Origin of the sequence: Nocardiopsis terrae (genome assembly GCF_014651695.1) — a bacterium.
GTDB lineage: Bacteria > Actinomycetota > Actinomycetes > Streptosporangiales > Streptosporangiaceae > Nocardiopsis > Nocardiopsis terrae.
Window position 1 is genome coordinate 378596 of the sequence record NZ_BMXJ01000004.1, and the last position, 24257, is coordinate 402852.

17 protein-coding genes are annotated in these 24257 nt (G+C 71.1%); 7 read left to right on the top strand and 10 right to left on the bottom strand.

The features are described from left to right. Positions 1-72: 72 nt before the first annotated feature. The 4 genes from IE195_RS13130 to IE195_RS13145 all read left to right on the top strand — a co-directional run bounded on the left by IE195_RS13130 (position 73) and on the right by IE195_RS13145 (position 5156). Positions 73-657, top strand: a complete 585-nt coding sequence (locus IE195_RS13130; RefSeq protein WP_229826193.1) for an FBP domain-containing protein — start codon at positions 73-75, stop codon at positions 655-657. A 211-nt stretch (positions 658-868) separates the two neighbouring features. Then, the gene (locus IE195_RS13135) at positions 869-2044 is read left to right on the top strand and encodes a thiolase family protein (RefSeq protein WP_191271587.1); all 1176 of its coding nucleotides are present in this window, start codon (positions 869-871) and stop codon (positions 2042-2044) included. Then, positions 2041-4134, top strand: coding sequence for a 3-hydroxyacyl-CoA dehydrogenase NAD-binding domain-containing protein (locus IE195_RS13140; RefSeq protein ID WP_191271121.1), 2094 nt, complete (start codon positions 2041-2043; stop codon positions 4132-4134). Before IE195_RS13135 ends, IE195_RS13140 begins: the two co-directional genes overlap by 4 nt. A gap of 137 nt (positions 4135-4271) precedes the next feature. Further along, positions 4272-5156, top strand: coding sequence for a hypothetical protein (locus IE195_RS13145; RefSeq protein ID WP_191271123.1), 885 nt, complete (start codon positions 4272-4274; stop codon positions 5154-5156). 113 nt (positions 5157-5269) lie between these two features. On the opposite strand, the gene IE195_RS13150 is transcribed toward IE195_RS13145, so the two are convergent. Next, entirely contained in the window at positions 5270-7495 is a 2226-nt protein-coding gene (locus tag IE195_RS13150) for an MMPL family transporter (protein ID WP_191271125.1), read from the bottom strand. Between the two features lie 150 nt (positions 7496-7645). On the opposite strand from IE195_RS13150, the gene IE195_RS13155 reads away from it, so the two are divergent. Beyond that, positions 7646-8431, top strand: a complete 786-nt coding sequence (locus IE195_RS13155; RefSeq protein ID WP_191271127.1) for a TetR/AcrR family transcriptional regulator — start codon at positions 7646-7648, stop codon at positions 8429-8431. Positions 8432-9095: 664 nt separating this feature from the next. Further along, entirely contained in the window at positions 9096-9944 is an 849-nt protein-coding gene (locus tag IE195_RS26215) for a neutral zinc metallopeptidase (protein WP_229826222.1), read from the top strand. Positions 9945-9986: 42 nt separating this feature from the next. On the opposite strand, the gene IE195_RS13165 is transcribed toward IE195_RS26215, so the two are convergent. From IE195_RS13165 to IE195_RS13200, 8 genes are all read right to left on the bottom strand, one after another. Further along, positions 9987-11405 carry an FAD-dependent oxidoreductase gene (locus tag IE195_RS13165; protein ID WP_191271131.1) on the bottom strand — a complete coding sequence of 473 codons (1419 nt, stop codon included), beginning with the start codon at positions 11403-11405 and terminating at the stop codon, positions 9987-9989. 64 nt (positions 11406-11469) lie between these two features. After that, positions 11470-13398, bottom strand: coding sequence for a 1-deoxy-D-xylulose-5-phosphate synthase (dxs, locus tag IE195_RS13170; protein ID WP_191271133.1), 1929 nt, complete (start codon positions 13396-13398; stop codon positions 11470-11472). A gap of 287 nt (positions 13399-13685) precedes the next feature. Next, on the bottom strand, positions 13686-14456 hold the full coding sequence (locus tag IE195_RS13175) for a sulfite exporter TauE/SafE family protein (RefSeq protein WP_191271135.1): 771 nt from the start codon (positions 14454-14456) through the stop codon (positions 13686-13688). 39 nt (positions 14457-14495) lie between these two features. Then, positions 14496-15758 (bottom strand): styrene monooxygenase/indole monooxygenase family protein, encoded by a 1263-nt coding sequence (locus tag IE195_RS13180; protein ID WP_191271137.1) that lies wholly within the window; start codon positions 15756-15758, stop codon positions 14496-14498. Positions 15759-16271: 513 nt separating this feature from the next. Further along, positions 16272-17549, bottom strand: a complete 1278-nt coding sequence (locus tag IE195_RS13185; protein ID WP_191271139.1) for a sugar ABC transporter permease — start codon at positions 17547-17549, stop codon at positions 16272-16274. Continuing rightward, positions 17546-18346: an ATP-binding cassette domain-containing protein gene (locus IE195_RS13190; protein WP_191271141.1), complete on the bottom strand. Its 801-nt coding sequence runs from the start codon at positions 18344-18346 to the stop codon at positions 17546-17548. Before IE195_RS13190 ends, IE195_RS13185 begins: the two co-directional genes overlap by 4 nt. A gap of 113 nt (positions 18347-18459) precedes the next feature. Next, positions 18460-19605 (bottom strand): ABC transporter substrate-binding protein, encoded by a 1146-nt coding sequence (locus IE195_RS13195; protein WP_191271144.1) that lies wholly within the window; start codon positions 19603-19605, stop codon positions 18460-18462. Between the two features lie 436 nt (positions 19606-20041). Then, entirely contained in the window at positions 20042-21217 is a 1176-nt protein-coding gene (locus IE195_RS13200) for an ROK family transcriptional regulator (RefSeq protein ID WP_191271146.1), read from the bottom strand. A gap of 112 nt (positions 21218-21329) precedes the next feature. Between IE195_RS13200 and IE195_RS13205 the strand changes: the two genes are divergently transcribed. Next, positions 21330-21929 carry a uridine kinase family protein gene (locus IE195_RS13205; RefSeq protein WP_191271148.1) on the top strand — a complete coding sequence of 200 codons (600 nt, stop codon included), beginning with the start codon at positions 21330-21332 and terminating at the stop codon, positions 21927-21929. Positions 21930-22073: 144 nt separating this feature from the next. Here the strand turns inward: IE195_RS13205 and IE195_RS13210 are convergent, their stop codons facing one another. Then, the gene (locus IE195_RS13210; protein ID WP_191271150.1) at positions 22074-24203 is read right to left on the bottom strand and encodes a serine/threonine protein kinase; all 2130 of its coding nucleotides are present in this window, start codon (positions 24201-24203) and stop codon (positions 22074-22076) included. Positions 24204-24257: the final 54 nt, after the last annotated feature.

Consider the following 24257-nt stretch of genomic DNA (forward strand, 5'->3'; position numbering starts at 1 on the left):
GGGCCGGGGACTCCATGAGGGGTCCCCGGCCTCCGGTGTGTGCGGGGCACCCGCGGGGAAGGTGCCCTCCACGTGCGAAAACCATTCGCGCGAGCCGCCGGGGGTTGGCAGGATCCGTCCGGTGACGACGTCGGCCGACCGGAGGAGACCATGCGCGAGCTGAGCACCGAGGAGATCCGCTCCTCGTTCGTCAACTGCCCCAAGGGCGAGGCCAGACGGATGCACTTCCCGCCGACCATGCCGCTCCTGGACTGGGAGGACATGGACTTCATCGGTTGGACCGACCCCAAGGCGCCCGGCCGCGCCTACATGGTGGTCGACGCCGGGGACCATCCGGTGGGGATCGCCCTGCGGCTGCCGACCGCGAACCGCAGGACCGACTTCTTCAAGACGATGACGTGTTCGTTCTGCGTGACCGCGCATCCCGCCGGGGGCGTGCGCCTGTTCAGCGCGCCCAAACCCGGCAAGGCCGGCAAGCGGGGCGACACGGTGGGCCTGTACGTGTGCGCCGACCTCGCCTGCCCGCTCTACACGCGCGGCAAGCGGGAGTCCCCGCTGATCCAGCCCTCGGAGGCGCTCACCCGGGAGGAACGCGTCCAACGCCTGCGCCTCAACGTCGACCGCTTCGTGGGCTCCCTGCTCAGGCACGGGGACTGACGCCGCTCCCTCGTTCGTCCGGAATCTCCCTACAGGAGACCGCGTTGGTTCCTGTGGCCACAAGCGCCGAAAGTAGGGGCTGTCCTCTTCCTCGGAAGTGGTCGGCCCCGCCGCTCGCACTATTTGTTACTGGCGAGTAGCATGGGCCCATACAGTCCACCCACCGCTTGGAGAAGGAGGGGCCATCGTGTCGCGAACTGCCCGCGATGTCGTGTTTGTCGATGGGGTCCGCACCCCGTTCGGCAAGTCAGGCAAGGGCCTCTACGCCGAGACGCGCGCCGACGACCTGATCGTCCGCGTCATCCGCGAACTGATGCGCCGTAACCCGGGCCTGCCCCCGGAGCGCGTCGACGAGGTCGCCATCGCCGCCACCACCCAGATCGGCGACCAGGGACTGACCCTCGGGCGCACCGCCGCGATCCTCGCCGGGCTGCCCAAGAGCGTCCCCGGTTACTCCATCGACCGCATGTGCGCCGGCGCGCTCACCGCGGCGACCACCGCGGGCGCGGGCATCTCCTTCGGCGCCTACGACGTCGTGATCGCCGGTGGCGTCGAGCACATGGGCCGCCACCCCATGGGCGAGGGCGTCGACCCCAACCCCCGGATCATCTCCGAGAAGCTGGTCGACCCGTCCGCCCTGGTCATGGGCAACACCGCCGAGAACCTGCACGACCGGTTCCCGACCATCACCAAGGAGCGCGCCGACGCCTACTCGGTGCGCAGCCAGGAGAAGGTCGCCAAGGCCTACGCCGACGGCAAGATCCAGCCCGACCTGGTCGAGACCCTGGTCCGCTCCGCGGAGAAGGGCTTCGGTCTGGCCACCCAGGACGAGCCGCCGCGCCCCGGCACCACCATGGAGTCGCTCGCCAGTCTGAAGACCCCGTTCCGCGCGCACGGCAACGTGACGCCCGGCAACGCCGCCGGTCTCAACGACGGCGCCACCGGCACCCTGCTGATGGCCGAGGAGGTCGCCGAGGAGCTGGGCCTGGACGCCAGGATGCGCCTGGTCGACTTCTCCTTCACCGGCGTCGAGCCCGAGGTCATGGGTGTGGGACCGGTACCGGCCACCGAGAAGCTCTTCGCCCGCCAGGGCATCTCGATCGACGACGTCGGCCTGATCGAGATCAACGAGGCCTTCGCCGTCCAGGTGCTCGCCTTCCTGGAGCACTTCGGCATCGCCGACGACGACGCCCGCGTCAACCCGTGGGGCGGCGCGATCGCCGTCGGCCACCCGTTGGCCTCCTCCGGCGGCCGCCTGATGATGCAGCTCGCGCGCCAGTTCGCCGAGCGTCCCGACGTCCGCTACGGCATCACCACCATGTGCGTGGGCCTGGGCATGGGCGGAACCATCCTGTGGGAGAACACCAACTACGAGGGGGGCAAGTGAGCACCGCCATCGAAGAAGCCCGCGAGCTTTTCAAGGACGAGGTCGTCACCAAGGCGATCTCCCGCGATGTCGAGCTCCCCTACGGCGCGGGCACCGCTGTCCTGATCACCCTGGACAACGGGCACGACCACACCAAGCCGAACACCTTCGGCCCCGGCGGCCTCCTCAGCCTGGACGCCGAGATCGAGGCCGCCAGGGCGCGCACCGACATCGTGGCCGTGGCCGTCACCGGCAAGCCGTTCATCTTCGCGGTCGGCGCGGACCTGACCGGTGTCCCGGCGCTCCAGAACCGCGAGCAGGCCGAGGCCATCGGCAAGCTGGGACACGACGTGTTCCGCAAGCTCGGCGAGCTGGACGTACCGACCTTCGCGCTGATCAACGGCGCGGCCATGGGCGGCGGTGTCGAGGTGGCGCTGCACTGCGCCTACCGCACCGTCTCCTCCAGCGTCCCGGCCTTCGCGCTCCCCGAGGCCTTCCTGGGCCTCGTCCCCGGTTGGGGCGGCACCTACCTGCTGCCGAACCTGATCGGCGCCGAGAAGGCCCTCAAGCTCATCGTCGACAACCCGCTCGCCCAGAACAAGATGATCAAGGGCAAGCAGGTCTTCGAGATGGGGATCGCCGACGCGATCTTCGAGCCCGCCGACTTCGTCGAGGAGTCCCTGCGCTGGGCCGCCAAGGTCGTCAAGGGCGACATCGAGGTCGAGCGCCCCGAGGTCGACAAGGGCGAGGCCTGGGACAACGCGGTCAACATGGCCCGTTTCACCGTCGAGGGCAAGCTGCACGGCGCCGCCCCGGCCCCGGCGCGCGCCGTCGAGCTGGTGGCCGCGGCCAAGACCGCGACCCGCGACGAGGGCTTCGACGCCGAGGACCAGGCGCTGGCCGACCTGATCATGAGCGACGAGCTCAAGGCCGGTCTGTACGCCTTCGACCTGGTGCAGAAGCGCGCCAAGCGTCCCGCCGGCGCCCCGGACAAGTCGCTGGCCCGCAAGGTCACCAAGGTCGGCGTCGTCGGCGCCGGTCTGATGGCCGGCCAGCTGGCCCTGCTGTTCGCGCGCCGCCTGGACGTGCCGGTCGTGATGACCGACCTCGACCAGGGCCGCCTGGACAAGGGTGTGGACTACGTCCACGGCGAGGTCGACAAGCTCCTGAAGAAGGGGCGCGTCAACCAGGACAAGGCCAACCACCTCAAGGCCCTGGTCACCGGTTCGCTGAGCAAGGACGCCTTCTCCGACGCCGACTTCGTCATCGAGGCCGTCTTCGAGAAGATGGAGATCAAGCAGCAGGTGTTCGCCGAGGTGGAGGCCGTGGTCTCCCCCGAGGCGATCCTCGCCACCAACACCTCCTCGCTGTCCATCACCGAGATGGCGTCGAAGCTGAAGCACCCCGAGCGGGTCGTGGGCTTCCACTTCTTCAACCCGGTCGCCGTCCTGCCGCTGCTGGAGATCGTCCGCGGCGACAGGACCGACGACGCCTCGCTGGCCACGGCCTTCGCCACGGCCAAGAAGCTGAAGAAGACGTCGGTGCTGTGCAAGGACGCCCCGGCGTTCGTCGTCAACCGCCTGCTCACCCTGTTCATGGGCGAGGTCCTGGCCGCCGTGGGCGAGGGCACCGAGCCCGAGGCCGCCGACCGCGCGGTCGCGCCCCTGGGCCTGCCGATGTCGCCGCTCATGCTGCTGCAGCTGGTCGGCCCGGCCGTCGGTCTGCACGTGGCCGAGACCCTGCACGAGGCGTTCCCCGAGCGCTTCGCGGTCTCGCCGCAGCTGGAGGCCGTGGTCAAGGCGGGCAAGACGGAGATCTTCGCCCCGGACCTGACCATCGACCCCGAGGTGAAGGAGCTCCTCAAGGGCGGGGACGCCCCGTCCGAGGAGAGCGCGATCCTGGACCGCGCCCTGCGGGCCATGGCCAGGGAGGTCCAGCTGATGCTGGACGAGGGTGTCGTGGCCGAGGCCGCCGACATCGACCTGTGCCTGATCACCGGCGCGGGCTGGCCCTTCCACACCGGTGGCATCACCCCGTACCTGGACAAGGTCGGCGTGTCCACCGCGGTGAACGGCAAGCCGTTCCACGAGGGCGACCCGAAGGCCTTCTAGGTCCGAGTGACCCCTGAGGGCCCGGTCTCCCCGCGAGGGAGGCCGGGCCCTTTTCGCGTTTCCCCAGGAAAACGACTTCCGACCGCATTTCAACTACTCGAACATACTTACCAGTAGCCCTGTGTAATATGCTGCTCGTGGCGATCTCCCCTGAACACCAGATATACGCGGAGTTGTTCTCCGACTCCCCCGACATGGCGGTGGCATTTCTGCAGGATCTCGGAGTGGAGGTACCGAAGTACGAACGGAGCGAGCTGACCTCCTGCGATCTCGGCCACGTCGACCCGGTCGAACGCCGCTCCGACGTGGCCGTCCTGCTGCGCGGCAAGGTCGGCAAGGACCCCTTCGGCAAGCTGATGGGCATCGTCGTAGAGGTCCAGAGAGACGAAAAGCAGCGTAAGCGCTTCACCTGGCCCGAGTACGTGGCCGCGCTCCGCGCCAAACACGAGTGCCCGGTATCACTGCTGGTCATCTGCCCCCGGCAGCACGTGGCCGACTGGTACAGCAAACCCATCCCCCTGGGGCACCCCGGTTTCGTCCTCAACCCCGTCGTCCTGGGGCCGGAGGGCATCCCGGTGATCACCGACCCGGAGGAGGTCGGCCGCTGTCCGACCCTGGGCGTACTGTCCGCGGCCGCCCACGGGCCGGCCGACCCGGATGTGCTCAAGGCTCTACACAGCGGCCTGGATTCCATCGACCAGGAAATAGCGACGAAGTATATTGGCTACGCGCTGCACCTGCTCACCGACAGCAACGGCCAGCGGGCCTTGGAGGCACTCATGATGACGGAGACCTACGAGTACACCAGTGCCTGGACCGAGAGTCTCAGGGCAGAGGGAAAGGCCGAGGGGAAAGCCGAGGGAAAAGCCGAGGCGATCCTGCGCGTATTGGACGCACGAGGCAAGACCCCCACGGATGAGGCACGGGAGCGCATCGAGGAGTGCCGTGATCTCGACCAGCTCGACGCCTGGTTCGACAGGGCCCTGAGCATCGATCACGCGGACGAACTCTTCGAGGACTGAAGCCCTACGTCCGGCCCTCCCGGTGGGGGCGACCGTCGACGGCGGCGCGTAGCCCACAGCGCCGTGCCCGGCCCCTCCACGGGACCGGGCACGGGCCCGGCGGTCGGAGGCTCTCAGACGCCCGCGGTGACCCGCTCGCGCTCCTTGTCCCGTCCGGCGGCGGGAAGGGGCTCCTCCTCGTCGCCGCCCTCGGAGATGCCGATCCGGTCGTGCAGCCAGCGCAGCGGGCGCGGCAGCCACCAGTTGAGGTCGCCGAGCAGGCGCATGGTCGCGGGCACCATGATCGCCCGGACCAGGGTGGCGTCCACCAGCACGGCGAGGGCGAGTCCGATCCCGATGATCTTCAGGAAGAGCAGGCCCGAGGTACCCATCGCCAGCAGGACCACGCCCAGCAGCAGGGCCGCGCTCGTGATGATCTGCCCGGTGCGCTGCAGTCCCAGGGCCACGGAACGGATGTTGTCCCCGCTGCGCAGGTACTCCTCCCGCACCCGGCTGAGCAGGAACAGCTCGTAGTCCATCGCCAGGCCGAAGGAGACGATCGTGATGAGCACCAGGTACGTGGGGTCGATCGTCCCGACCGGGTCGAACCCGAGCAGCCCGGCGAAGTGCCCCTCCTGGAAACCCCAGATCACCACGCCCAGCGAGGCGCCCAGGGACAGCCCGCCCATCAGGACCGCCTTGACCGGCAGCACCACGGAGCCGAACGCGAGGAAGAGCAGGAGCAGGGTGGAGCCGATGATGAAGCCGACCGTCCTGGGCGCCTCGTCGAGGATGGCGTCCAGGTTGTCCAGCTGCATGGCGGCCACACCGCCCACGAGGGCGTCCCGCGCGCCCTCCGGGGCGGGCTCACCACGCACGTCACGGACCAGCTGCTGGACTTCGGGGTCGTCGGTGGCGCCCTGGTAGGCCACCTCCACGTGGGCGATGCCCTCTCCGGTGCGCAGCAGTTGGGTCCGCACCGATCCGGGCAGGGCGTCGAGGCGTTCGACGTACTCGTCGAGCGCCTCCTCGGTGCTCTGGCCCAGTACCGCCACGTGCAGCCGCCCGACCTGCCCCGCGGGGAACTCCGCCCCCATGGCCTCGGTGCCGATCCGGCTGGAGGCGTCGGCGGGCAGGTAGCGCTGGTCGGTGGAGCCGAACTGGGTCGAGGCCAGACCCGAGCTGAAGACGGTCAGGACGCACACCACCGCGACCAGTGACACTGCGGGGCCGCGCATCACGGTGCGGGCCAGTCTGGCCCAGGCGCCCGCGTTCTCGTCGAACGCGCCGGTCACGGTCCGGCGCGGCAGGGGGAGCTTGAGCCGGTCGATGCGGCGGCCGACCACCGACATCAGGGCGGGCAGGAAGACCAGGGCCGCGATGAGGTCGAAGGTGACCACGGCGATGCCGCCGAAGCCGATGGACTTCAGGATGGGCTGGGGGAAGAACAGCAGGCCGGCGAAGGCGATGCCGACGGTGATACCGGAGAAGGCGACGGTGCGCCCGGCGGTGTCGACCGTGCGGCGGACGGCGTCGGGGACCGGGCGGCCCTTGTTCAGTTCCTCGCGGAAGCGGCTGACCATGAACAGGCCGTAGTCGATCGCCAGCCCCAGGCCCAGGAGGGTGGCCACGTTGATGGCGAACACCGACACCTCGGTGAAGTGGGTGAGGGCGCGCAGGACGGTGAGGGAGCCGAGAATGGCCAGGCCGCCGACGGCCAGGGGGACCAGACCGGCGACCAGGCCGCCGAAGATCAGGACCAGGAGGAGGAGCAGGACCGGCAGGGTGATGATCTCGGCGAGGATGATGTCGCTCTCCGCGGTCTCGGAGAGTTCGTGCTCGACCGCGATCGAACCGCCCAGGTGCGTCTCCAGGGGGCCGGACTCCAGGGCCCGCGCGGCCTCCTCGAACTGGTGCAGGCGCTCCTCGTGCGTCTGCCCGGTGAGGGTGATCGGCATGTAGGTGGCGTGCCTGTCCTCGGAGACGAGCATTCCGCGCTCGATGTCGTCGAGTTCCTCGTCGAGGTAGAGGTCGTAGTCCGCGATGACGTCCTCGGGCAGGTCGTCGGCGATCCGCTGCATCGCCTTGGCGAAGGTCGGGTTGTCCACCCGCATCTCGTCGCTGCGGTAGACGGCGATGATGTCGATGTCGTCGTGGCCGAGCTCCTCCTGCAGGACGTCCGTCGCCCGGGAGGACTCCGAGCCCGGGTCCTCGAACCCGCTCTCGCTGACGTCCGAGAAGACCCCGAGCCCCCACACGACGGACAAGGCGGTGAAGAGTCCGGTGAGGGCCAGGACCCACCATCTCCCCCGGTGGGCGCCGAGCCCCAGTCGGCCGAAGAACCCCGTGTGTGTCGGCATGGGCCGCCCTTTCAAGCGAACAGTCGTCATATTCGTGAACAGCGTTTGCTAACGGTGTTCACTTAAGCGTGCGGGCGTTACGATGTCAATATCGCCAATGGATACAGAGCGCCACGACCCTGGCGCGTGAGACGGGGTGTACCGCAACAGATGACGAAACCGCCGGTCACAAGTGACCATCGGACCGGGGGCACCCTGAGCCGCCGCGAACGTGTGCGCGAAGCCACACTCGCCGAGATCAAGGAGACGGCCCGCAGGCACCTCGTGGAGTTCGGGGTCGCCGGGGTCTCGCTCCGCGCCATCGCGCGGGAGATGGGGATGACCGCCCCGGGCCTGTACCGCTACGTACCGGGTATCGACGCCCTGCTCGTGTCGATCACCGCGGACATGTACGAGGAACTGGCCGACGTGGTCGCCGAGGCCGACGCCAGCATGCCCGAGGAGGACACCGACGGTCGCATCCTCACCTCGCTGCGCGCCTTCCGGAACTGGGCGATCAGCCATCAGCCCGAGTTCTCGGTGATGTTCGGTCCGCGCACCCGCCTGGACCCGGAAGCCGACATCACCTCCGCCCTGGAGGCGGGGCGCCGGTTCGGGTCCACGTTCTTCACCCTCTTCGACCGCCTGGTCGCGGAGGAGCGCTTCGCGCTCCCGGCCGACGACGACCTGCCGGTCGCGCTGCGCAGGGAGCTGCGCTCCTTCGCCGACACGGTCGGCTTCTCCTCGCCCAACGTCCCCGAAGGCGCCGTGATGGTGCTCACCACCTGCTGGGTGCGGCTGTACGGGGTGGTGTGCATGGAGGTGTTCCAACACCTGAACTTCGTGGTGGGCGACATGGAACCGCTCTTCGAGTCCGAGCTTCGGAACATGGCGACGGATCTGGGTGTGCGGTACTCCCCGTTGGAGGGAGCAGGGGGACAGGCAGCCAAAGCCTGACCGTTTAAGCCCCATACTGGAGGTCTGCGGCAGTTGCCGGTTTCGTGGGTACGAACCCGGCATGCCCTACCCGTGTTGGCGCGACGACGAGGACGACCCCGTGGAGAACCGAACCGGCGCTGAGCGGCCCGGGGAGAACGCTCCCCTTCCGGACCGGACCGGCGACCGGCCGCAGCCGGACGAGCACACGGGCACGTTCGGGCCCGGGGGCCCGACCCCGTCTCCCGGGGGCCGGAGCACCCAGGCACCGCAGTCCCACCAGGTTCCGCGTCCCCCCTCCCCGCCGGGGCCTCCCGGCCGGGGAGGGGGACCCGCGCCGACCCGCTCCGGGGGTACCGCTCCGGCGTACCCCGCGCACCCCGCAGGGCCGCGGTGGGACCCCCGGCAGGCACCGGCGGGACCGGGAACCGCCCAGCACGGGGCGTACCCGCAGGGGCCCCGGCCGCAGACCGCCGCCCCGCAGGGCCAGCCCGTGCACGGCCACCCCGGGCAGGGTCACCCCGTGCCGAACCCTCCCGGGCAGGGGCCGCCACCGCCGGGGGCTCCCCCGTACTGGAACCACCAGCGATTCCAGCAGTGGCCGCCGCCCCAGCAGTGGGGGCCGCAGCCCTGGGGACAGCCCCACGCCTGGCCCCAGCAACCCAGACGCGATCGCGGCCGGGCCGTGCTGGCCGGGGCGTTCACCGCCGCATCCGTGGCCCTGGTGGCGCTGGTGGCCAGTGTGGTCGTCGTGGCGAACACCCCGAGAGAGGACCCCTCCGCCGGCGGCACGGACGTGTCCACCCTCTACGACAACGGCCTGTACGCCCGGCCCAACCCGGCGGAGGTGGACATCGTCGAGCACCCGCTCTACGGCGTCGCCGTGCCCGAGGCCGTCGACTGCGACCTGCCCGCCCTGGAGTCGGACTCCGACGACTCCTGGGAGTCGTTCGCCAACGGGGCCGGGGACTGCCTGACCGAACTCTGGACGCCGGTCATGGACGAGCTCGGGCTGGTCCCCGAACCACCCCGGATGACCGTCACCACCGACTCCCCGGCGACCGACTCCGAGGACTCCTTCACCCTCGCCTACTACGAGCAGGGCCGGGGCCTGATCACCGTGGTCCTGCCCAACGTGCGCGAGATCGACGCGCAGCTCCCGGACACCCACCGGGAGGACGTGTGGCTCGCCCTGATGGGCCACGAGTACGCCCACCACGTCCAGGACGCCACCGGCATCCTGGACGTCGCCCACGACCTGCGCCGCACGGCCGGCAGCGAGGCCGCGGAGCTGGACACCCTGCGCCGTACCGAACTCCAGGCCGAGTGCATGGCGGGGGTGGCCCTGCGCGGTCTGACCGACCCCTCCGGGAACTCCCTGGACGTGGTCAACCTGCACTTCAACAGCGGCAGCGGCGACCTGGAGACGCACGGCAGCGCCGCCAACCGGTCCCAGTGGCTGGAGTCGGGCTGGTCCGAGGAGACCCTGGACGGGTGCAACACCTACGGCGCCGACGAGGGCGAGGTGGCCTGACCCGCGCCGGGCGCGCTTCGCGACGGCCGCGCCCGGCCGGACTCACCCCTCGTCGACGACCTTCCGGTAGGCGTCCCAGTCGCGGAGTTTGACCCGTTCGCCCCGGTCCAGCTCGGCGGCGTGGCCCGCCTCCGCGGCGTCGATGCGCAGCCAGTCCCCGTAGTCGCTGTGCGCCACCCCCCGCTCGGCCAGGACCTCCGCCAGGTCGACCGGTTCCGGTACCGCCGCACGCAGCTCCGCGGCGTCCTCCAGCAGGGACCGCACGGTCCCCGCGGCGTCGGACTTGTTGGTGCCGATCACCCCGGTGGCGCCCCGTTTGATCCACCCGGCCACGTAGTCGCCGGGCACGGCCCGGCCCCCGGTGTCCAGGACCCGCCCCTCGCGCTGCGGCACCGTGCGCTCCGCCTGGTCGAAGGGGACGCCCTCCAGGGGCACCCCCGCGTATCCGACCGACCGCAGCACCATCCCGACGTCCAGCACACTGCGCTCCCCGGTCCCCTCCAGACGGCCGTCGGCGTCCAGGCGGGTGTGCTCGACCCGCAGACCGCTCACCCGCTCCGTACCGAGGATCTCCTCCGGCCTGGTCCAGAAGTGGAGTTCGATCCGGCGGGGACGGCCCTCGGGGCGGCGCTCGGCCTGTTCGCGCAGCAGCCTGAGGTTGGTGCGGGCGGCACGGGAGAGCTCGCGCAGTTCGGGGCCGCCGACCCCCACCGCGGTCGGGTCGATGTCCACCTGGTCCGGGTCCACGACCACGTCCGCCCCGGGCAGGGCCAGCAGGTCGCGTAGTTCCGGTGCGGTGAACCTGGCCTGGAGCGGACCGCGTCGGGCCAGGACGTGGACGGTGCGCACCCGGCTGGCGGCGAGCACCTCCAGCGCCGCCTGCGGGATGTCGGTGTGCCGGAGCTCGTCGGCGGTCTTGGCCAGGATCCGGGCGACGTCGAGGGCGACGTTGCCCGCCCCGACCACCGCGACCTCCTCGGAGTCCAGCACGAACCGCGCCAAGCCGCTGTCGGGGTGGCCGCAGTACCAGTTCACGAAGTCGGTCGCGGCGACGCTGCCCGGCAGCTCCTCCCCGGGCACGCCCATGCGCCGGTCGTCGCCGGCGCCGGTCGCGTAGACGACGGCGTGGTGGGAACGGGCCAGGTCCTCGCGGGTCAGGTCGGTACCGAACTCGACCCCGCCGACGAACCTCACGTCGGGATGCTCCAGGACCCTGCGCAGGGCCCGCGCCACCCCCTTGATCCTGGTGTGGTCGGGGGCGACCCCGTAACGGACCAGCCCGTAGGGGGTGGGCAACCGGTCCAGGACGTCGACCCGGACGGGCACACGGCTCTGCCGGGTGAGGGCGTCAGCGGTGTAGACCCCGGCTGGGCCGGAGCCGATCACGGCCACCCGGAGCGGGGGCAGCGGCTCCGGGCCGCTCTGCTCGGGGCTCTGGTGCTCGGGTTCGGAAGAGGTCATGAACCCATTCTGGCAGCACCGGAGGTCGTTCCGGCGCTGCCAGAGGGATCGGGCGAGGGACTGGTCAGGCCGTTTCGTCGGCCAGCTCCTGGGCGGCCCCGGCCCCCTCACCGCGGCGGGAGACCGTCTCGGTGAGTTTGCGGGACAGCTCCTGCGGGGTCAGGCCCTGCTGCTGGAGGATCCGGTCGCGCTTGGCGTGGTCCAGGAACTCCTGCTGGATGCCGAAGGTGCGCACGGGCACGTCCACGTCGTGGTCGCGCAGCAGGCGGGCCACGGCGTCGCCGACGGCGCCGGTGCGGCCGTTGTCCTCGACGACCGCGACCACGGAGTGCCGGGCGGCCTCGGCGACCAGCGCCTCGTCCAGCGGCTTGACCCAGCGCGGGTCGACGACCGTGACGCCGATGCCCTGGTCGGCCATCCGGTCGGCCACCTCGCAGGCGACCTGGGCCATGGAGCCCACGCCCACGATGAGCAGGTCCTTGGCGTGTCCGCCCCCGGTGGCGTCGCGCAGCAGGTCCATGGAGCCGACCTTGCCGATCTCGGTCAGCTCCTCGGCGACGGCGCCCTTGGGGTAGCGGACCACGGTGGGGGCGTCCTCGACGGCCACGGCCTCGCGCAGCAGGGTGCGCAGGCGCTCGGCGTCACGCGGGGCGGCCAGGCGCAGGCCGGGTACCACCTGCAGGATGGACATGTCCCACATGCCGTTGTGGCTGGCGCCGTCGTTCCCGGTGACCCCCGCCCGGTCCAGGCAGAACGTGACGCCCTGGCGGTGCAGGGCGGCGTCCATGAGCACCTGGTCGAAACAGCGGTTGAGGAAGGTCGCGTAGACGGCGACCACCGGGTGCAGGCCGCTCATCGCCATGCCGGTGGCGGAGGTGGCGGCGTGCTGCTCGGCGATACCGACGTCGAAGGTCCGCTCCGGGTAGGCCTCGGCGAACTTGTTCAGGCCGGTGGGGTGCAGCATCGCGGCGGTGATGGCGACGATGTCCTCGCGCTCGGCTCCCAGCTCCACCATGGTCTCGGCGAAGACCGAGGTCCACTTCTCCACCTTGGGGCCGGGCTTGGCCTTGCCGGTGTCGATGTCGAAGGGGCCGGGTGCGTGGAACTGGTCCTCGTCGTGGTTCTCGGCCGGGGCGTAGCCCTTGCCCTTCTGGGTGAGGACGTGGACGATCGCGGGGCCGCCGAAGTCGCGGGCGCGCCGCAGCGCCTTCTCCACGGCGCCTTCGTCGTGCCCGTCGATGGGGCCGAGGTACTTGAGTCCCAGGTCCTCGAACATGATCTGCGGCTGGATGGCGTCCTTGACGCCCTTCTTGAGGCCGTGCAGGGCCTCGTAGAGGGGCTGACCGACCACGGGGGTGCGGTTGAGGGTGCTCTTGGCCAGGTCCAGGGCCTGCTCGTAGCCCGGGGTCATGCGCAGCGAGGCCAGGTGGTCGGCCAGGCCGCCCATGGTGGGCGAGTAGGAGCGGCCGTTGTCGTTGACGACGACCACCAGGCGCCGGTTCTTCTTCTCCGCGATGTTGTTGAGGGCCTCCCAGGCCATGCCGCCGGTGAGTGCGCCGTCGCCGATGACGGCGACGACGGTCCGGTCGGTGTGGCCCCGCACCTCGTTGGCCTTGGCCATGCCGTCGGCGTAGGACAGGGAGGTGGAGGCGTGGGAGTTCTCGATGAAGTCGTGTTCGGACTCGGCCCTGGACGGGTAGCCGGACAGGCCGCCCTCGGACTTGAGGTTGGTGAAGTCGTGGCGGCCGGTGAGGACCTTGTGCGCGTAGGCCTGGTGGCCGGTGTCGAAGAGGATGGGGTCCCTGGGTGAGTCGAAGACCCGGTGCAGCGCGATGCTCAGCTCGACGACGCCGAGGCTGGGGCCGAGGTGTCCTCCGGTCTGGGAGCAGGAGTCGACCAGGAAGTCCCTGATCTCCTGGGCCAGCGCAGGGAGCTGGTCGGCCGGGAGCTTCTTGAGCGCTTCCGGATTGTGTATCGACTCGAACAGTGCCACTGTCTCGTCAGTCCCCTCGTCCAGCGTGTCCGCTTACGTTTGCCGTGCCCGACCCCTGACGTGGGACGGTCCTGGCTACCGGCAGGTATACATACCGAGTTTATGGGCGTTCGTCCACGGGACCTACTCGGAACCCCGGGAAGGCCGCGGATCGACGCGCCCCGGCGGAAGGAGTCCGCCCTCCCTTCTCCTCGGACGGAGCGGTGGGCGTTTTCCGCCACCGGGGTTTCGGCGTAGGTTACTCGCTTTTGGGAGCGCGATTACCGCTGGCCATCCGGCTGCCGAGGTTATCCGAGCACCGCCTGTGTGAGAAGGCCGATCGCGGAGGCGGTCACCACGCACAGCAGCCCGACACGCAGCCTGACCGGATCGATCCAGCGGCGTGCCCGGCTGCCGAGGAGGAAGCCGAGGCCGACGAAGGGGATCAGGACGATCCCGGTGGCGGCCGTACGGCCGTCGAGCTGGCCGCCGACCGTGAGGGCGAGCAGGGAGAACGCCCCGCCGAAGAGGAAGAAGGCGGCCAGGGTGGCCCGCACCCGCTCGGGGGGCTCGTGCTGGTAGAGCAGGGCCATGGGCGGGCCGCCCACCGAGGTGGAGGTGCCCGCGAAGCCGGAGAGTGCGCCCGCCGCGATCAGGGAGGTCGGGGTGATCCGCACCCGGAAGGCCCACACGGACAGGACGACGGCCACGAGCACCATCGCTCCGACGACCGCGGCCAGCGCGCGCGGCTCCAGGACGGCCACGACCCACACGCCGAGCACGGTTCCGGGGATCCGGGCCGGCAGCCCCCAGGCCATGCCGCGCCAGTCCACGTGCCGCCACTCCTGGAGGAGGGTGAGCACCGGGAGGATGATCACGGTGACCAGGAGTGCCCCGGGCATGAGTGTGGGGTCGAGGAAGGAGATGACCGGGGCGGAGACGAGGCCGAGGCCGAGACCGACCATGCTCTGGACGGCGGCCCCGGCCAGGACGGCGGCCGCCGCGACGAGGAGGAGGACCCACGCGTCGATCTGGCCGAACAGGGCGTGGGGCGTGGGTGTGAGGAGATCAGCGAACATGAGGGGAACGACGCTATATCTCCCTGTCTCCGGTAGGGATTAGGAGATGGGGACACGGGATGATTCGGCGGCGGAGCCCCGCACCGCGTCCGCGTACTCCATCGCCCGTTCGGGGTGCAGGAACCAGTCGATGAGCCCGCCGGGCTCGCCGAAGGAGTTGGCGAACCGGTCCGCAGTGGGCTGGTGCCGGTCGGCCAACCGGTACAGCTCCCACACGTGGTCGGGACCGGACAGCATGACCCTGCTCCACGCGGTGACCTGGCGGGCGTGACGCCAGTAGGCGGCGAAGGCCGAACGCATGAAGTTCTCGTCGAAGGGGCGCGCGCCGTGGTCGACGATGGCGCGACGGTACACGTCGGCGCAGAGCGAGGCCATGTTGGCGCCCTGAGCGGTGATGGGGTCGTTGCTGACCACGGAGTCGGCCATGCCCAGGACCGGGGTGCCGCCGGCCAGCCGCGCGACGGGCTCGCGCACCGTGGGCGTGTAGCCGCCGCGCAGGGCCGCCATCGGGTCGGCCGGTCGTGCGCGGGCGAAACGCTCGTGTTCCCGAGGGGCATGGGCGCGCAGGACGTCGAGCAGCCCCGCCAGGAGGTCCTCGGCGCTCGCCTCGCGCCCCAGGGGCCGGTCGAGGGGGCCGCCCGGCACCGCCTCGACCATCACGGCCTGGCAGGCACCGGCGAGGGAGAGGGTGGGCAGGGTGATCAGCTCCCCCGCCCCGGGGATCGCGGTACGCCCCAGGACACCGCCCGCGGGGTGCGGTTCGGCGCCGGTGACGTAGGCCAGCGACAGAACGCGCTGAGGCTCTGTGAAGGGCGATCTGCGCTCGTTCCGGGGAAAGAGTTCGGCGAGTTCCCCACGGCCCGCCGCGACGATGGTCAGGTCGTGCTCCGCGCCCAGGCCCTCCAGCTCCGGTACCCCCACCCGGCGCAGGACGAGACGGCCGCCGTTCCGGGCGAACAGCTCCGTCCAGGCGGCCAGCTTCAGGCGTTGGTCCACCGACTGGGCGGGCTCGTCCAGGTGCCCGACCCAGTCCGCCTCCGGGTCCGCTCCCCCGTACCGTCCGGTCACGCGGACCCCCACCCCGGTGATCTCCGGGGCCCGCTCGTCCCAGAAGGCCAGACCGTGGCGGCGTTCCCGGCGCAGGGCCGGGCCGAACAGGCACTGGGTGGACATCACACGTCCGGCACGGACCTCCTCCGGGCCCCGGGGTGCGATCAGGGTGACGTCGTAGTCCTCCGCGAGCAGACCGAGGGCGAGCTGGAGCCCGGACTGTCCGGCACCGACGACGAGGATCTTGCGCATGGTTCTCCTGGAGGCACGCCCGGGCACGGCGGGCCGCGGGCGCTGGGTGTGGCTTGACCCGGCGAAGCTAACAGGGCTCCGAAGGGCACGGATTCCGCCCCTGACCTTGGGACCTTCGCCCCTGACGGGGCGGGACCAACGGACCTGCCGCCCGACGGTGACCCAGCTCACGGCGAACGCTGGTGCCCGCACGCGCGGCACCGCCCTCCCGAAGCCATCAGCGCAGTTCAGCGCGGGGGCACCGGCCCGGGCCGACTCAGCGGGGGCGGTCGCGGGCGGGCACGGCCCGGAATCGGACCGCCCGGCGGCACCCCCGGTGGACGGTGGCACCGGCCGCGGCCGCGGGAGCGACGCAACTCACAGTTCCCCCGCCCGGCCCCAGGGGCGCCGCCGGCCCGTGCCGGGACCGCGCACACGAGGGCCCGGGCCGGTGGGAGTGGAACCGGCCCGGGCCCTACGGCGGTCCGGGGTCGACCGCCGTGTTCCTCCGGGAGGGGAACGGGGAGGCGGCGGCTACGCGCCGCCCCTGGCGTGGGTCTTGCGGCCGCGCCGGGAGATCGCGTCGAGGATGACCGCGATCAGCAGGACCGCCGCCGTGATCATGAAGCGCACGGAGGTGTCCATCTGCAGCAGCAGCAGGCCGGAGGTGATGGCGCCCAGTACCAGGCCGCCCAGCAGGGCGGAGTAGGCGTTGCCGCGTCCGCCGAACAGGCTGGTGCCGCCGATGACCGCGGCCGCGATGGCCATCATCAGCTCGGCGCCGCCGCCGGTGGAGACGCTCGCCGCGAAGTTGCGGGACACGAGCATGACGCCGCCGAGCGCCGCGAGGGTGGAGGCGATACCGAAGACGGAGATCCGGATCAGGTCCACGTTGATGCCCGCCCGGCGGGCGGCCTCGGAGCTGCCGCCCACGGCGTAGACCATGCGGCCGTAGCGGGTCTTGCGCAGCACCAGGTCCAGCATGACCACGAAGCCCACGAAGATCAGGAAGGCGAGCGGCACACCCTTGTACTGGTTGAGGATCCACACACCGCCGACCAGCGGCAGGGCCAGCAGGCCGGCCCGGAAGAGGACCTCGACCAGCGACTTGTGCGGCAGGCCCGCACCGCTCCTCTTCCGCTCGACCGTCAGGACCGACACCAGGTAGAGGGCCAGGGTCAGCAGCACCAGGGCCCAGCCCACCACCGGGACGAAGTAGGTCTGGGTGAGCATCGCGATCGGCCCGGTGGAGCTGGTGTTGATGCTCCCGTCGCTGCCCATGAGGTTCAGGTGTACGCCCTGCCAGCCGAGCAGGCCGGCGAGGGTGACCACGAAGGCCGGTACGCCCATCTTGGCGAAGATGAACCCGTGGATCAGGCCCACCAGAAGGCCGACGCCCACCGCGGCGCCGATGGCGACCCACTCGGAGGTCCCGTACCGGACCGCGAGTACCGCCACGACCCCGGCGGCCAGACCGGACACCGATCCGACGGACAGGTCGATCTCACCGAGCAGCAGGACCATGATCACGCCGGTGGTCATGAGGCCGACGGCGGCGATCTGGACGGTCAGGTTCGACAGGTTCTGCGGTGACAGGAACCGGTCGTTCATGGACTGGAAGACGAGGCCGATCAGCAGGAGGCCGACGATCACCGGCAACGGGCCCAGTTCGCCGCCCCTGATGTTGCGGCGCAGCGCCTGAAGCCATCCGCTGGGCGAGGCGACGGTGGTCAGAAGGCGCGGGTCGCGTCGGGCACCGTCCTGCGGCTGGGCCCCGTCTACGCTGTTGGGAACGTGTGTCTGCTGGCTCATTCCTTGTCCTTCGTGGCCGTGGCCGATGAGCCGGTACGGGTGGAACGGCGGGTCACCGGGTTGTCCGCGGCACCGGTGATGGCGGCCACGATCTCCTCGTAACTGGTCTCCGCGATGGGGAAGTCCCCGGCGGTGCGGCCCAGGCGGAGCACGACCGCCCGGTCGGCGACCGCACGCACGTCGGCCATGTTGTGGCTGATCAGTACGACGCCCAGCCCCTGGTCGCGCAGCCGTTCGATGAGGTCCAGGACCTGGGCGGTCTGTGCCACGCCCAGCGCGGCGGTCGGCTCGTCGAGCATGACCACCCGGGGCTGGCCCAGCAGGGAGCGGGCGATCGCGATGATCTGGCGCTGGCCGCCGGACAGGGAGGCGACGGGGACCCGCAGGCTGGGGATGCTCACCGACAGCGAGTCGAGGAGCTCCACGGCCCGGCGCTCCATCTCGACCTCGTCGAGGGTGCCGGGGAAGTGGAGGCGCTCGTTGCCCAGGAAGAGGTTGCCGACGATGTCCAGGTTGTCGCACAGGGCGAGGTCCTGGTAGATGGTGGCGATGCCGAGGCGCTGGGCGTCGGACGGCGCTCCGATGGTGACCGGGTCACCGTCCCAGGAGATGACGCCGCCGCTGTCCGCGGGGTGGGCGCCGGCGATGACCTTGACGAGGGTCGACTTGCCCGCGCCGTTGTCACCGAGCAGGGCGACGACCTCACCGGGGTCGACGTGGAAGTCGACCTCGCTGAGCGCCTTCACGGCCCCGAAGGTCTTGGAGATCCCGGAGAGTTCCAGGACGGGTGTGCTCATGTGCTTGTTTCTCTTTCTCGCCCCGGCGGGACGGGTCCGGTTGCTCCGTCCCAGGTGGGGCGTCGCACCCGGGCCGCCCCGACCGTGCGGGGCGGCCCGGGCACCGGACCTGGTTAGAGGGCTTCCTGGCAGAATTCGAAGTCGGCGTAGTCTTCGGTGCAGATCTCCTCGATGGTGTAGAAACCGTCGGAGACGACCGTGTCGCCGATGTTCTCCTCGGTGACCGCGACGGGGTCGAGCAGTACGGCGCTGACCGGCTCGCCGTCGGCGTCCTCGACCTCGGTGAGGGTGTGCTCACCGGCTTCGAGGTCCTCGCCGGTGGCGAGGGAGACGGCCATGGCGGCGGCGACCTGGGCCTCGGGGCGGATGGCCTTGTAGACGGTCATGTACTGCTCGCCGGAGACGATCCGCTGGATGCCGTGGAGCTCGGCGTCCTGACCGGTGACCGGGGGAAGCTCGTCCGCCGGGACACCGGCGCTGCGCAGGGCGGAGATGATGCCCGCCGCCATGCCGTCGTTGGCCGAGTACACGCCGATGATCTCGTCCAGGCCGAGGGAGGTGATGGCGCCCTCCATCTGGCTGTTGGCCTCGTCCGGCGACCAGTCGGGGGTGTCGAACTCCTGGCCGATCTCGACCTGGCCCTCGAAGATCTCGTGGGCGCCGGCCTTGAAGTCGCCGGCGTTGGGGTCGGTCGGGGAGCCGTTGATCATGACGATCTGGCCGTCGCCCGCGGTGCCCTCCTGTTCGAGGGCGCCCAGGAGCGCCTCGGCCTGGACCTGGCCGACCCGGAAGTTGTCGAAGGAGACGTACATGTCCACGCCGCCCTGGGCGAGGCGGTCGTAGGCCACGACGGGCACGCCCTGGCTGCTCGCCTCGTTGACGGTACCGGCGGCGGCCTCGGAGTCGACCGCGCCGAGCACGAGCACGTCGACCCCGTCGGTCAGCATCGCCTGGGCCTGGGTCTGCTGCTCGTCGACGTCCTGGTCGGCGTTGGCGTAGGAGAGTTCGCAGTTGGGGCAGAGGTTCTCCAGCGCCTCCTCGAAGTAGGGGCGGTCGAAGGCCTCGTAACGGGCCGTCTGGAGTTCGGGGAGGAGGAGTCCGACGTGGAAACCCTCCTCGATGCTGTGCGTCTCGACCTCTTCGTCCGAACCGCTCGTGGTGAGCGAGCCGCAGGCGCTGGTGAACAGGGCCAGCGCGGCGCTGGCGGCGGCGATACCGAAGACGGTTGAACGTCGGGACTGGGGGCGTCTTGTACTCAACGCGGGGGACCTCTCTTGCGGAACCGGTGCGGGTGAGAACTCGCGATTGATGATGTGAAGTAGAACCCCGCGGCCACCTTGCCGTCAACTCATGAACACATAACCGAAACATCACAAGTGTTAGCTTCATAACATGAAGTCATTAAAAGCGCAGGTCAGAGCGGTTCCCCAGGGGTGTGACCTGCTGTCAACCACACGTGGTGGAAGCCCACGGATTCGCAGGCAGGTGTCCGCCTGGTGGGTGGGACCGACCTCCCGCGCCCTGCGCTCACCTCGGGTGGAGGGTGCGGGGGCGGCTGCCGCCCCAACCCCGGTGATCTTGCTACCAGGGGCAACTTCGGCGCCGAAGTTGCCCCTGGTAGCAAGATCACGGCGAAAAGGGGGGATCCAAACCTGGCCGGGGCGGGTGATCCGGGACCGGGACGCGGCGCCGTGTTCAGCTCAGGTTGTGAGCGGCCGTGAGCAGCGCGCCACGGAGTGAGGCGTCCTCGCCCAGGGCGCTGGGAACCAGTTCGAGCTGGGCCAGGGCTCCGCCCAGGGTCCCCAGCTCCATCGCCCGGCGCATGGGCTCCAGCAGCAGGTCACCGGCATCGGCCAGGTCTCCGCCCACCACCACCAGGTCCGGGTTGAACAGGTTGGCCGTGATCGCGGTGCCCTGGCCCAGGGCGGTTCCGGCCTCGGCGATGATCCGGCGGCTCCCGGGATCCCCCCGCAGGGCGGAGGCGACCACCTCGTTGAGCCGGACCCGGTCCGTCCCCGACCCCAGGTCGTGGTTCCTGGGCAGCATGTTCAACAGGTACCCGGTGCCGACGAAGGTCTCCAGGCAGCCGCGGTTGCCGCAGCGGCACACCTGCCCGCGTGAGTCGAGCCCGATGTGGCCGATTTCGCCGGCGGTACCGCCCGCCCCCCGGAAGAGCTGGCCGGACATGACGATGCCCGCGCCGATCCCCTCCCCCAGGACCAGTTGGATGACGTGGTCGGCCCCCTGGGCGGCGCCCAGCTTCCGTTCGGCCACAACCGCGAGGTTCGCGTCGTTCTCGGCCAGCACGGGCAGGCCCAGCCTCTCCTCCAGCGCCGCGGCCGGACGGAAGCCCGACCAGCGGGGCAGACAGGAGATGGCGCCGACCGCACCGCTGCCGGGATCGATCGGACCCGGCACCGAGGCCACCGCCGAGGCGACCGTGCCCAGGTCGATCCGGGCCCCCAGCAGGGCGGTCTCGGTCAACCAGGCGGCCCGGCGGACCGCACGGGCGGGGTCGGCGGTGACCTCGTAGGCGATGGACTCGTGGGCGAGCATGTTGCCCTCGCTGTCACCGATCGCCACCCGGATCCGGTCGACGGCGAAGTCGATCGCCACCACCGTTCCCGGCGGGCGCAGGAGGGTGACGGCCCGGGCCCGGCGCCCGTTGGAGGAGGTGTTGCGGACCGACACGGTCCCTGCGGCACGCAGGCCCCGCACGATGTTGGAGACACTGGCCGCCGACAGTCCCGTGGCCCGGGCCAGTTCGGCCTGTGTCCGGGTGCCGTCGCGGCGGAGCACGTCCACGACGCGGCGCTCGTTGGCCTGCCGCAGCGCGGACTGGGATCCCGGGGTCGTGCCGGTCTCGGTCACCACACACCCCTTCGTCCTCGTTCCGCGCACTCTGGCGTTGTTTCGAGGAATGCTACAAGCAGTGAACGGAGCGCCGAACCCCGGACCCGGTACTGGGGCTAGGATCCGGAGCATGCCAAGGGAGAGAACCGACCGGCGCGGGTGGGCGGACCGGGTGTCCGGGGCCGTACTGGGCGCCCCGGGGCACGGGCCCCTCGTGCGGGTCGTGGCGGTGGAGGGCCGTTCGGGCTCGGGGAAGAGCACGGTGGCCGAGGAGGTGCGCCGGGCCCTGGCCGACCGGGGCGAGCCGGTGGCCGTACTGACGATGGAGGACCTCTACCCCGGCTGGGACGGCCTGGCCGAGGCTCCGGTACTGCTGCGGGACCGGGTCCTGCTTCCGCTCTCCCGGGGGCGCGAGGCGTCCTGGTACAGGTACGACTGGGAGCGCGGCGGTTTCGGAACGGAAAGGGTGGGTCTGCCCGCCGACCTGGCCGAGGGCGGAGGCACCCTGATCGTGGAGGGGTGCGGTTCGGGTGCGGCACCCGTGCGCGGCCTGGTGGACCTGTTGGTGTGGGTGGAGGCGCCCGGGAGAGTGCGGGCGGAGCGGCTCGACAACCGCGACGACGCCGAGGCTTACGCCCCCCACCGTGCGCGCTGGGCCCGGCAGGAGGACTCCCTCTACGCCCGCGACCACCCCCGGGACCGTGCCGACCTGCACCTGGACAACTTCTGACGGACGGAACGGCCCGAGGAGGGCCCCGGCCGCAGGAGGCCCCGACGACCGGCGCTCACCCGGCCGTCGGCGCTCCCCGGCCGTCCGGGTCAGGAGCGCGGGGACACGGCCCCCGCGCCGGTCTGGGCACGCCGATCCGAGTGGTCAGTCGCGGCGCCGGGGAGGCTGGGAGCAGAGCTGCCGGGCCCTGGCCAGGTCGCGGTCCATCATCTGCAGGCCCTCCACCAGTCTGCGGTCCTGCCCGGGAATGTTCTGCAGACGGAACTCCCTGGACTCCCGCAGGGCATCGCTCCCGTGGCGGTGCGAACGCTGCACGGTCAGGACCACCCAGGCGAGGAAGGAGGCCGCGGAGGCCAGGAAGAACAGCATCCCGATCCCGGAGTCCGGGGCTGCCGAGGCCAGGACGAAGGAAGCGCCCAGGAGGGGGATCACGGCCAGCCCCAGCATCACCTGCACGCTCCGGTGCTCGTTCTGGGCGGCCACCGCCCCGGCGAGCATCTGGTGCTCCCGGTCCAGCACCTCCTTCTTCCGCTCCCAGACCCCGCGCTGCCGGGCGAGGGTGACGATGCTCGGAAGAGCCGCGTAGACCGCCGCCGCGTACCCGGCCCGGCGGGCGCCCGAGGCGGACTCCACCCGTGACCACAGGGCCGAGGTCCACACCCGCACTCCGGGCAGGCCGCCCGGGTCCGGCGCCACCGCGAGTTCCGGGTGCAGCAGGAAGGTCAGCACCAGGGCGGGCTCCGTCCTGCCCTCGAACCTCCGCCAGCCGACGAGGTTCTGTGTGAGCTCCCCGTGGAAGGCCGCCCCGGTCCGTTCCGCTGTCTCGATGTCCCGGGCCAGCTGGCTCAGCTGTGCGCTGTCCCCGGTCCGGTGCGCCGACATCTGGCGCAACAGCTCCGGGCGGGCCAGCAGCATCAGCTCGTTGGCCTCGTGGCCGCCGGTGATGAGCGGGCGCGGATCGTGGAACAACCGGCCCAGCCCCGCGACCGTCAGGTCGTGCCCCCGAAAACGGGGCGCCAGTTCCGGGGCGGCCTGGGCCACGAAGGAGGCCACCGCCATGTTCGCGTCCCGGACCTCCCGGCGGAACAGCGATCGGTCGACTCGGGTGTCGTTGATGTCGTTGATGACCCAGGAGCCGAGCATGGCCCGCTCGGCGTGGTCCCCGAAGACCGTGACCGCGTCCGACCAGTTCTCCTGCATGGCCGCGGCGAGTACCTCGATCCGGGTGAACCGGACCCCGGCGAAGTGGTAGGGCGGCGCCTCCCCCGAGGGGAACGGACCGGCGGCGGAGGGCGTGCGGGCGCCGGGACCGGGCGGAGCGGGTTCCGGAGACTGGTTCGGCGCGTGCCCCGGTTCGGGCCGGGGAGACGGGCGCGCGCCTCCCTCGACCTCGGTGTGGTGCAGGGTGAGCGGGGTCCGCGGCCCCTCCTCGACCCGGGTGGGCGCCACGGTCTCCACGGGGTCCGGCGAGGTGCCGGCCACCAGGTGGTGGAAGAGGGCGGCGGCGTCGGGGCGCCGTTTCGGCTCCTTGTCCAGACAGGCGAGGACGACGTCCAGCAGCGGACCGGACAGGTCGCCGGTGTCGGGCTCCCCGGAGAGCACCCTGGCGATGCGCGAGGCCTGGGTGGGCCCGTGGAAGGCCTCCCGGCCGGTGGCGGCGAACACCATCACCGAAGCCCAGGAGAAGACGTCCACGGCTGAGGAGAGCCGCATCCCCTCCAGCTGCTCGGGGGCCATGTATCCGACTGTCCCGACGATGCCGCTGGCGGTCACCGAGGTGGTCTCCACCGCGCGGGCGATCCCGAAGTCGATCACCCGGGGCCCGTCCGGGGCCAGCATGATGTTCTCCGGTTTCAGGTCCCGGTGCACCACCCCGGCGGCGTGGATGGCCGCCAGCGCGGTCGCGGTGGCGACCGCCAGGCGCTGGAGTTCGGCGCCCCGGCGGGGGCCGTCCTCGGCGACGGCGCGCTGGAGGGTGGGGCCGTCGATGTACTCGGTGGCGATCCATGGTTGGTCGGCAGTGGGGTCCGCGTCCAGGATCGCCGCGATGCAGAACCCGCTCACCCTGCGGGCCTGGTCCACCTCGGCGGCGAACCTGCGCCGCATGTCCTCGTCGCCCGCCCAGTTGGCGTGCAGCAGCTTCACCGCCGCACGGGTGCCGTCCCCGGCCTCACCGAGGAACACCTCGCCGAAACCGCCTCTGCCGAGCGAACGCAACAGGCGGTAGGGGCCGACCGTGCGTCCGGGGGCGGCCAGGTCCGTGGTCTCGTCCACGAGCCCACCTTTCCTTGTTCTCTTGTCGGCCCTGTCCGGGAGGGGTCCGGCCGG

Excerpts from the sequence above, each read along its gene's own strand:
- IE195_RS13150 (WP_191271125.1), bottom strand. The coding sequence starts at position 7,495 with ATGCCGACACACACGGGGTTCTTCGGCCGACTGGGGCTCGGCGCCCAC.
- IE195_RS13155 (WP_191271127.1), top strand. The coding sequence starts at position 7,646 with ATGACGAAACCGCCGGTCACAAGTGACCATCGGACCGGGGGCACCCTG.
- IE195_RS13165 (WP_191271131.1), bottom strand. The coding sequence starts at position 11,405 with ATGACCTCTTCCGAACCCGAGCACCAGAGCCCCGAGCAGAGCGGCCCG.
- IE195_RS13175 (WP_191271135.1), bottom strand. The coding sequence starts at position 14,456 with ATGTTCGCTGATCTCCTCACACCCACGCCCCACGCCCTGTTCGGCCAG.
- IE195_RS13180 (WP_191271137.1), bottom strand. The coding sequence starts at position 15,758 with ATGCGCAAGATCCTCGTCGTCGGTGCCGGACAGTCCGGGCTCCAGCTC.
- IE195_RS13185 (WP_191271139.1), bottom strand. The coding sequence starts at position 17,549 with ATGAGCCAGCAGACACACGTTCCCAACAGCGTAGACGGGGCCCAGCCG.
- IE195_RS13190 (WP_191271141.1), bottom strand. The coding sequence starts at position 18,346 with ATGAGCACACCCGTCCTGGAACTCTCCGGGATCTCCAAGACCTTCGGG.
- IE195_RS13205 (WP_191271148.1), top strand. The coding sequence starts at position 21,330 with ATGCCAAGGGAGAGAACCGACCGGCGCGGGTGGGCGGACCGGGTGTCC.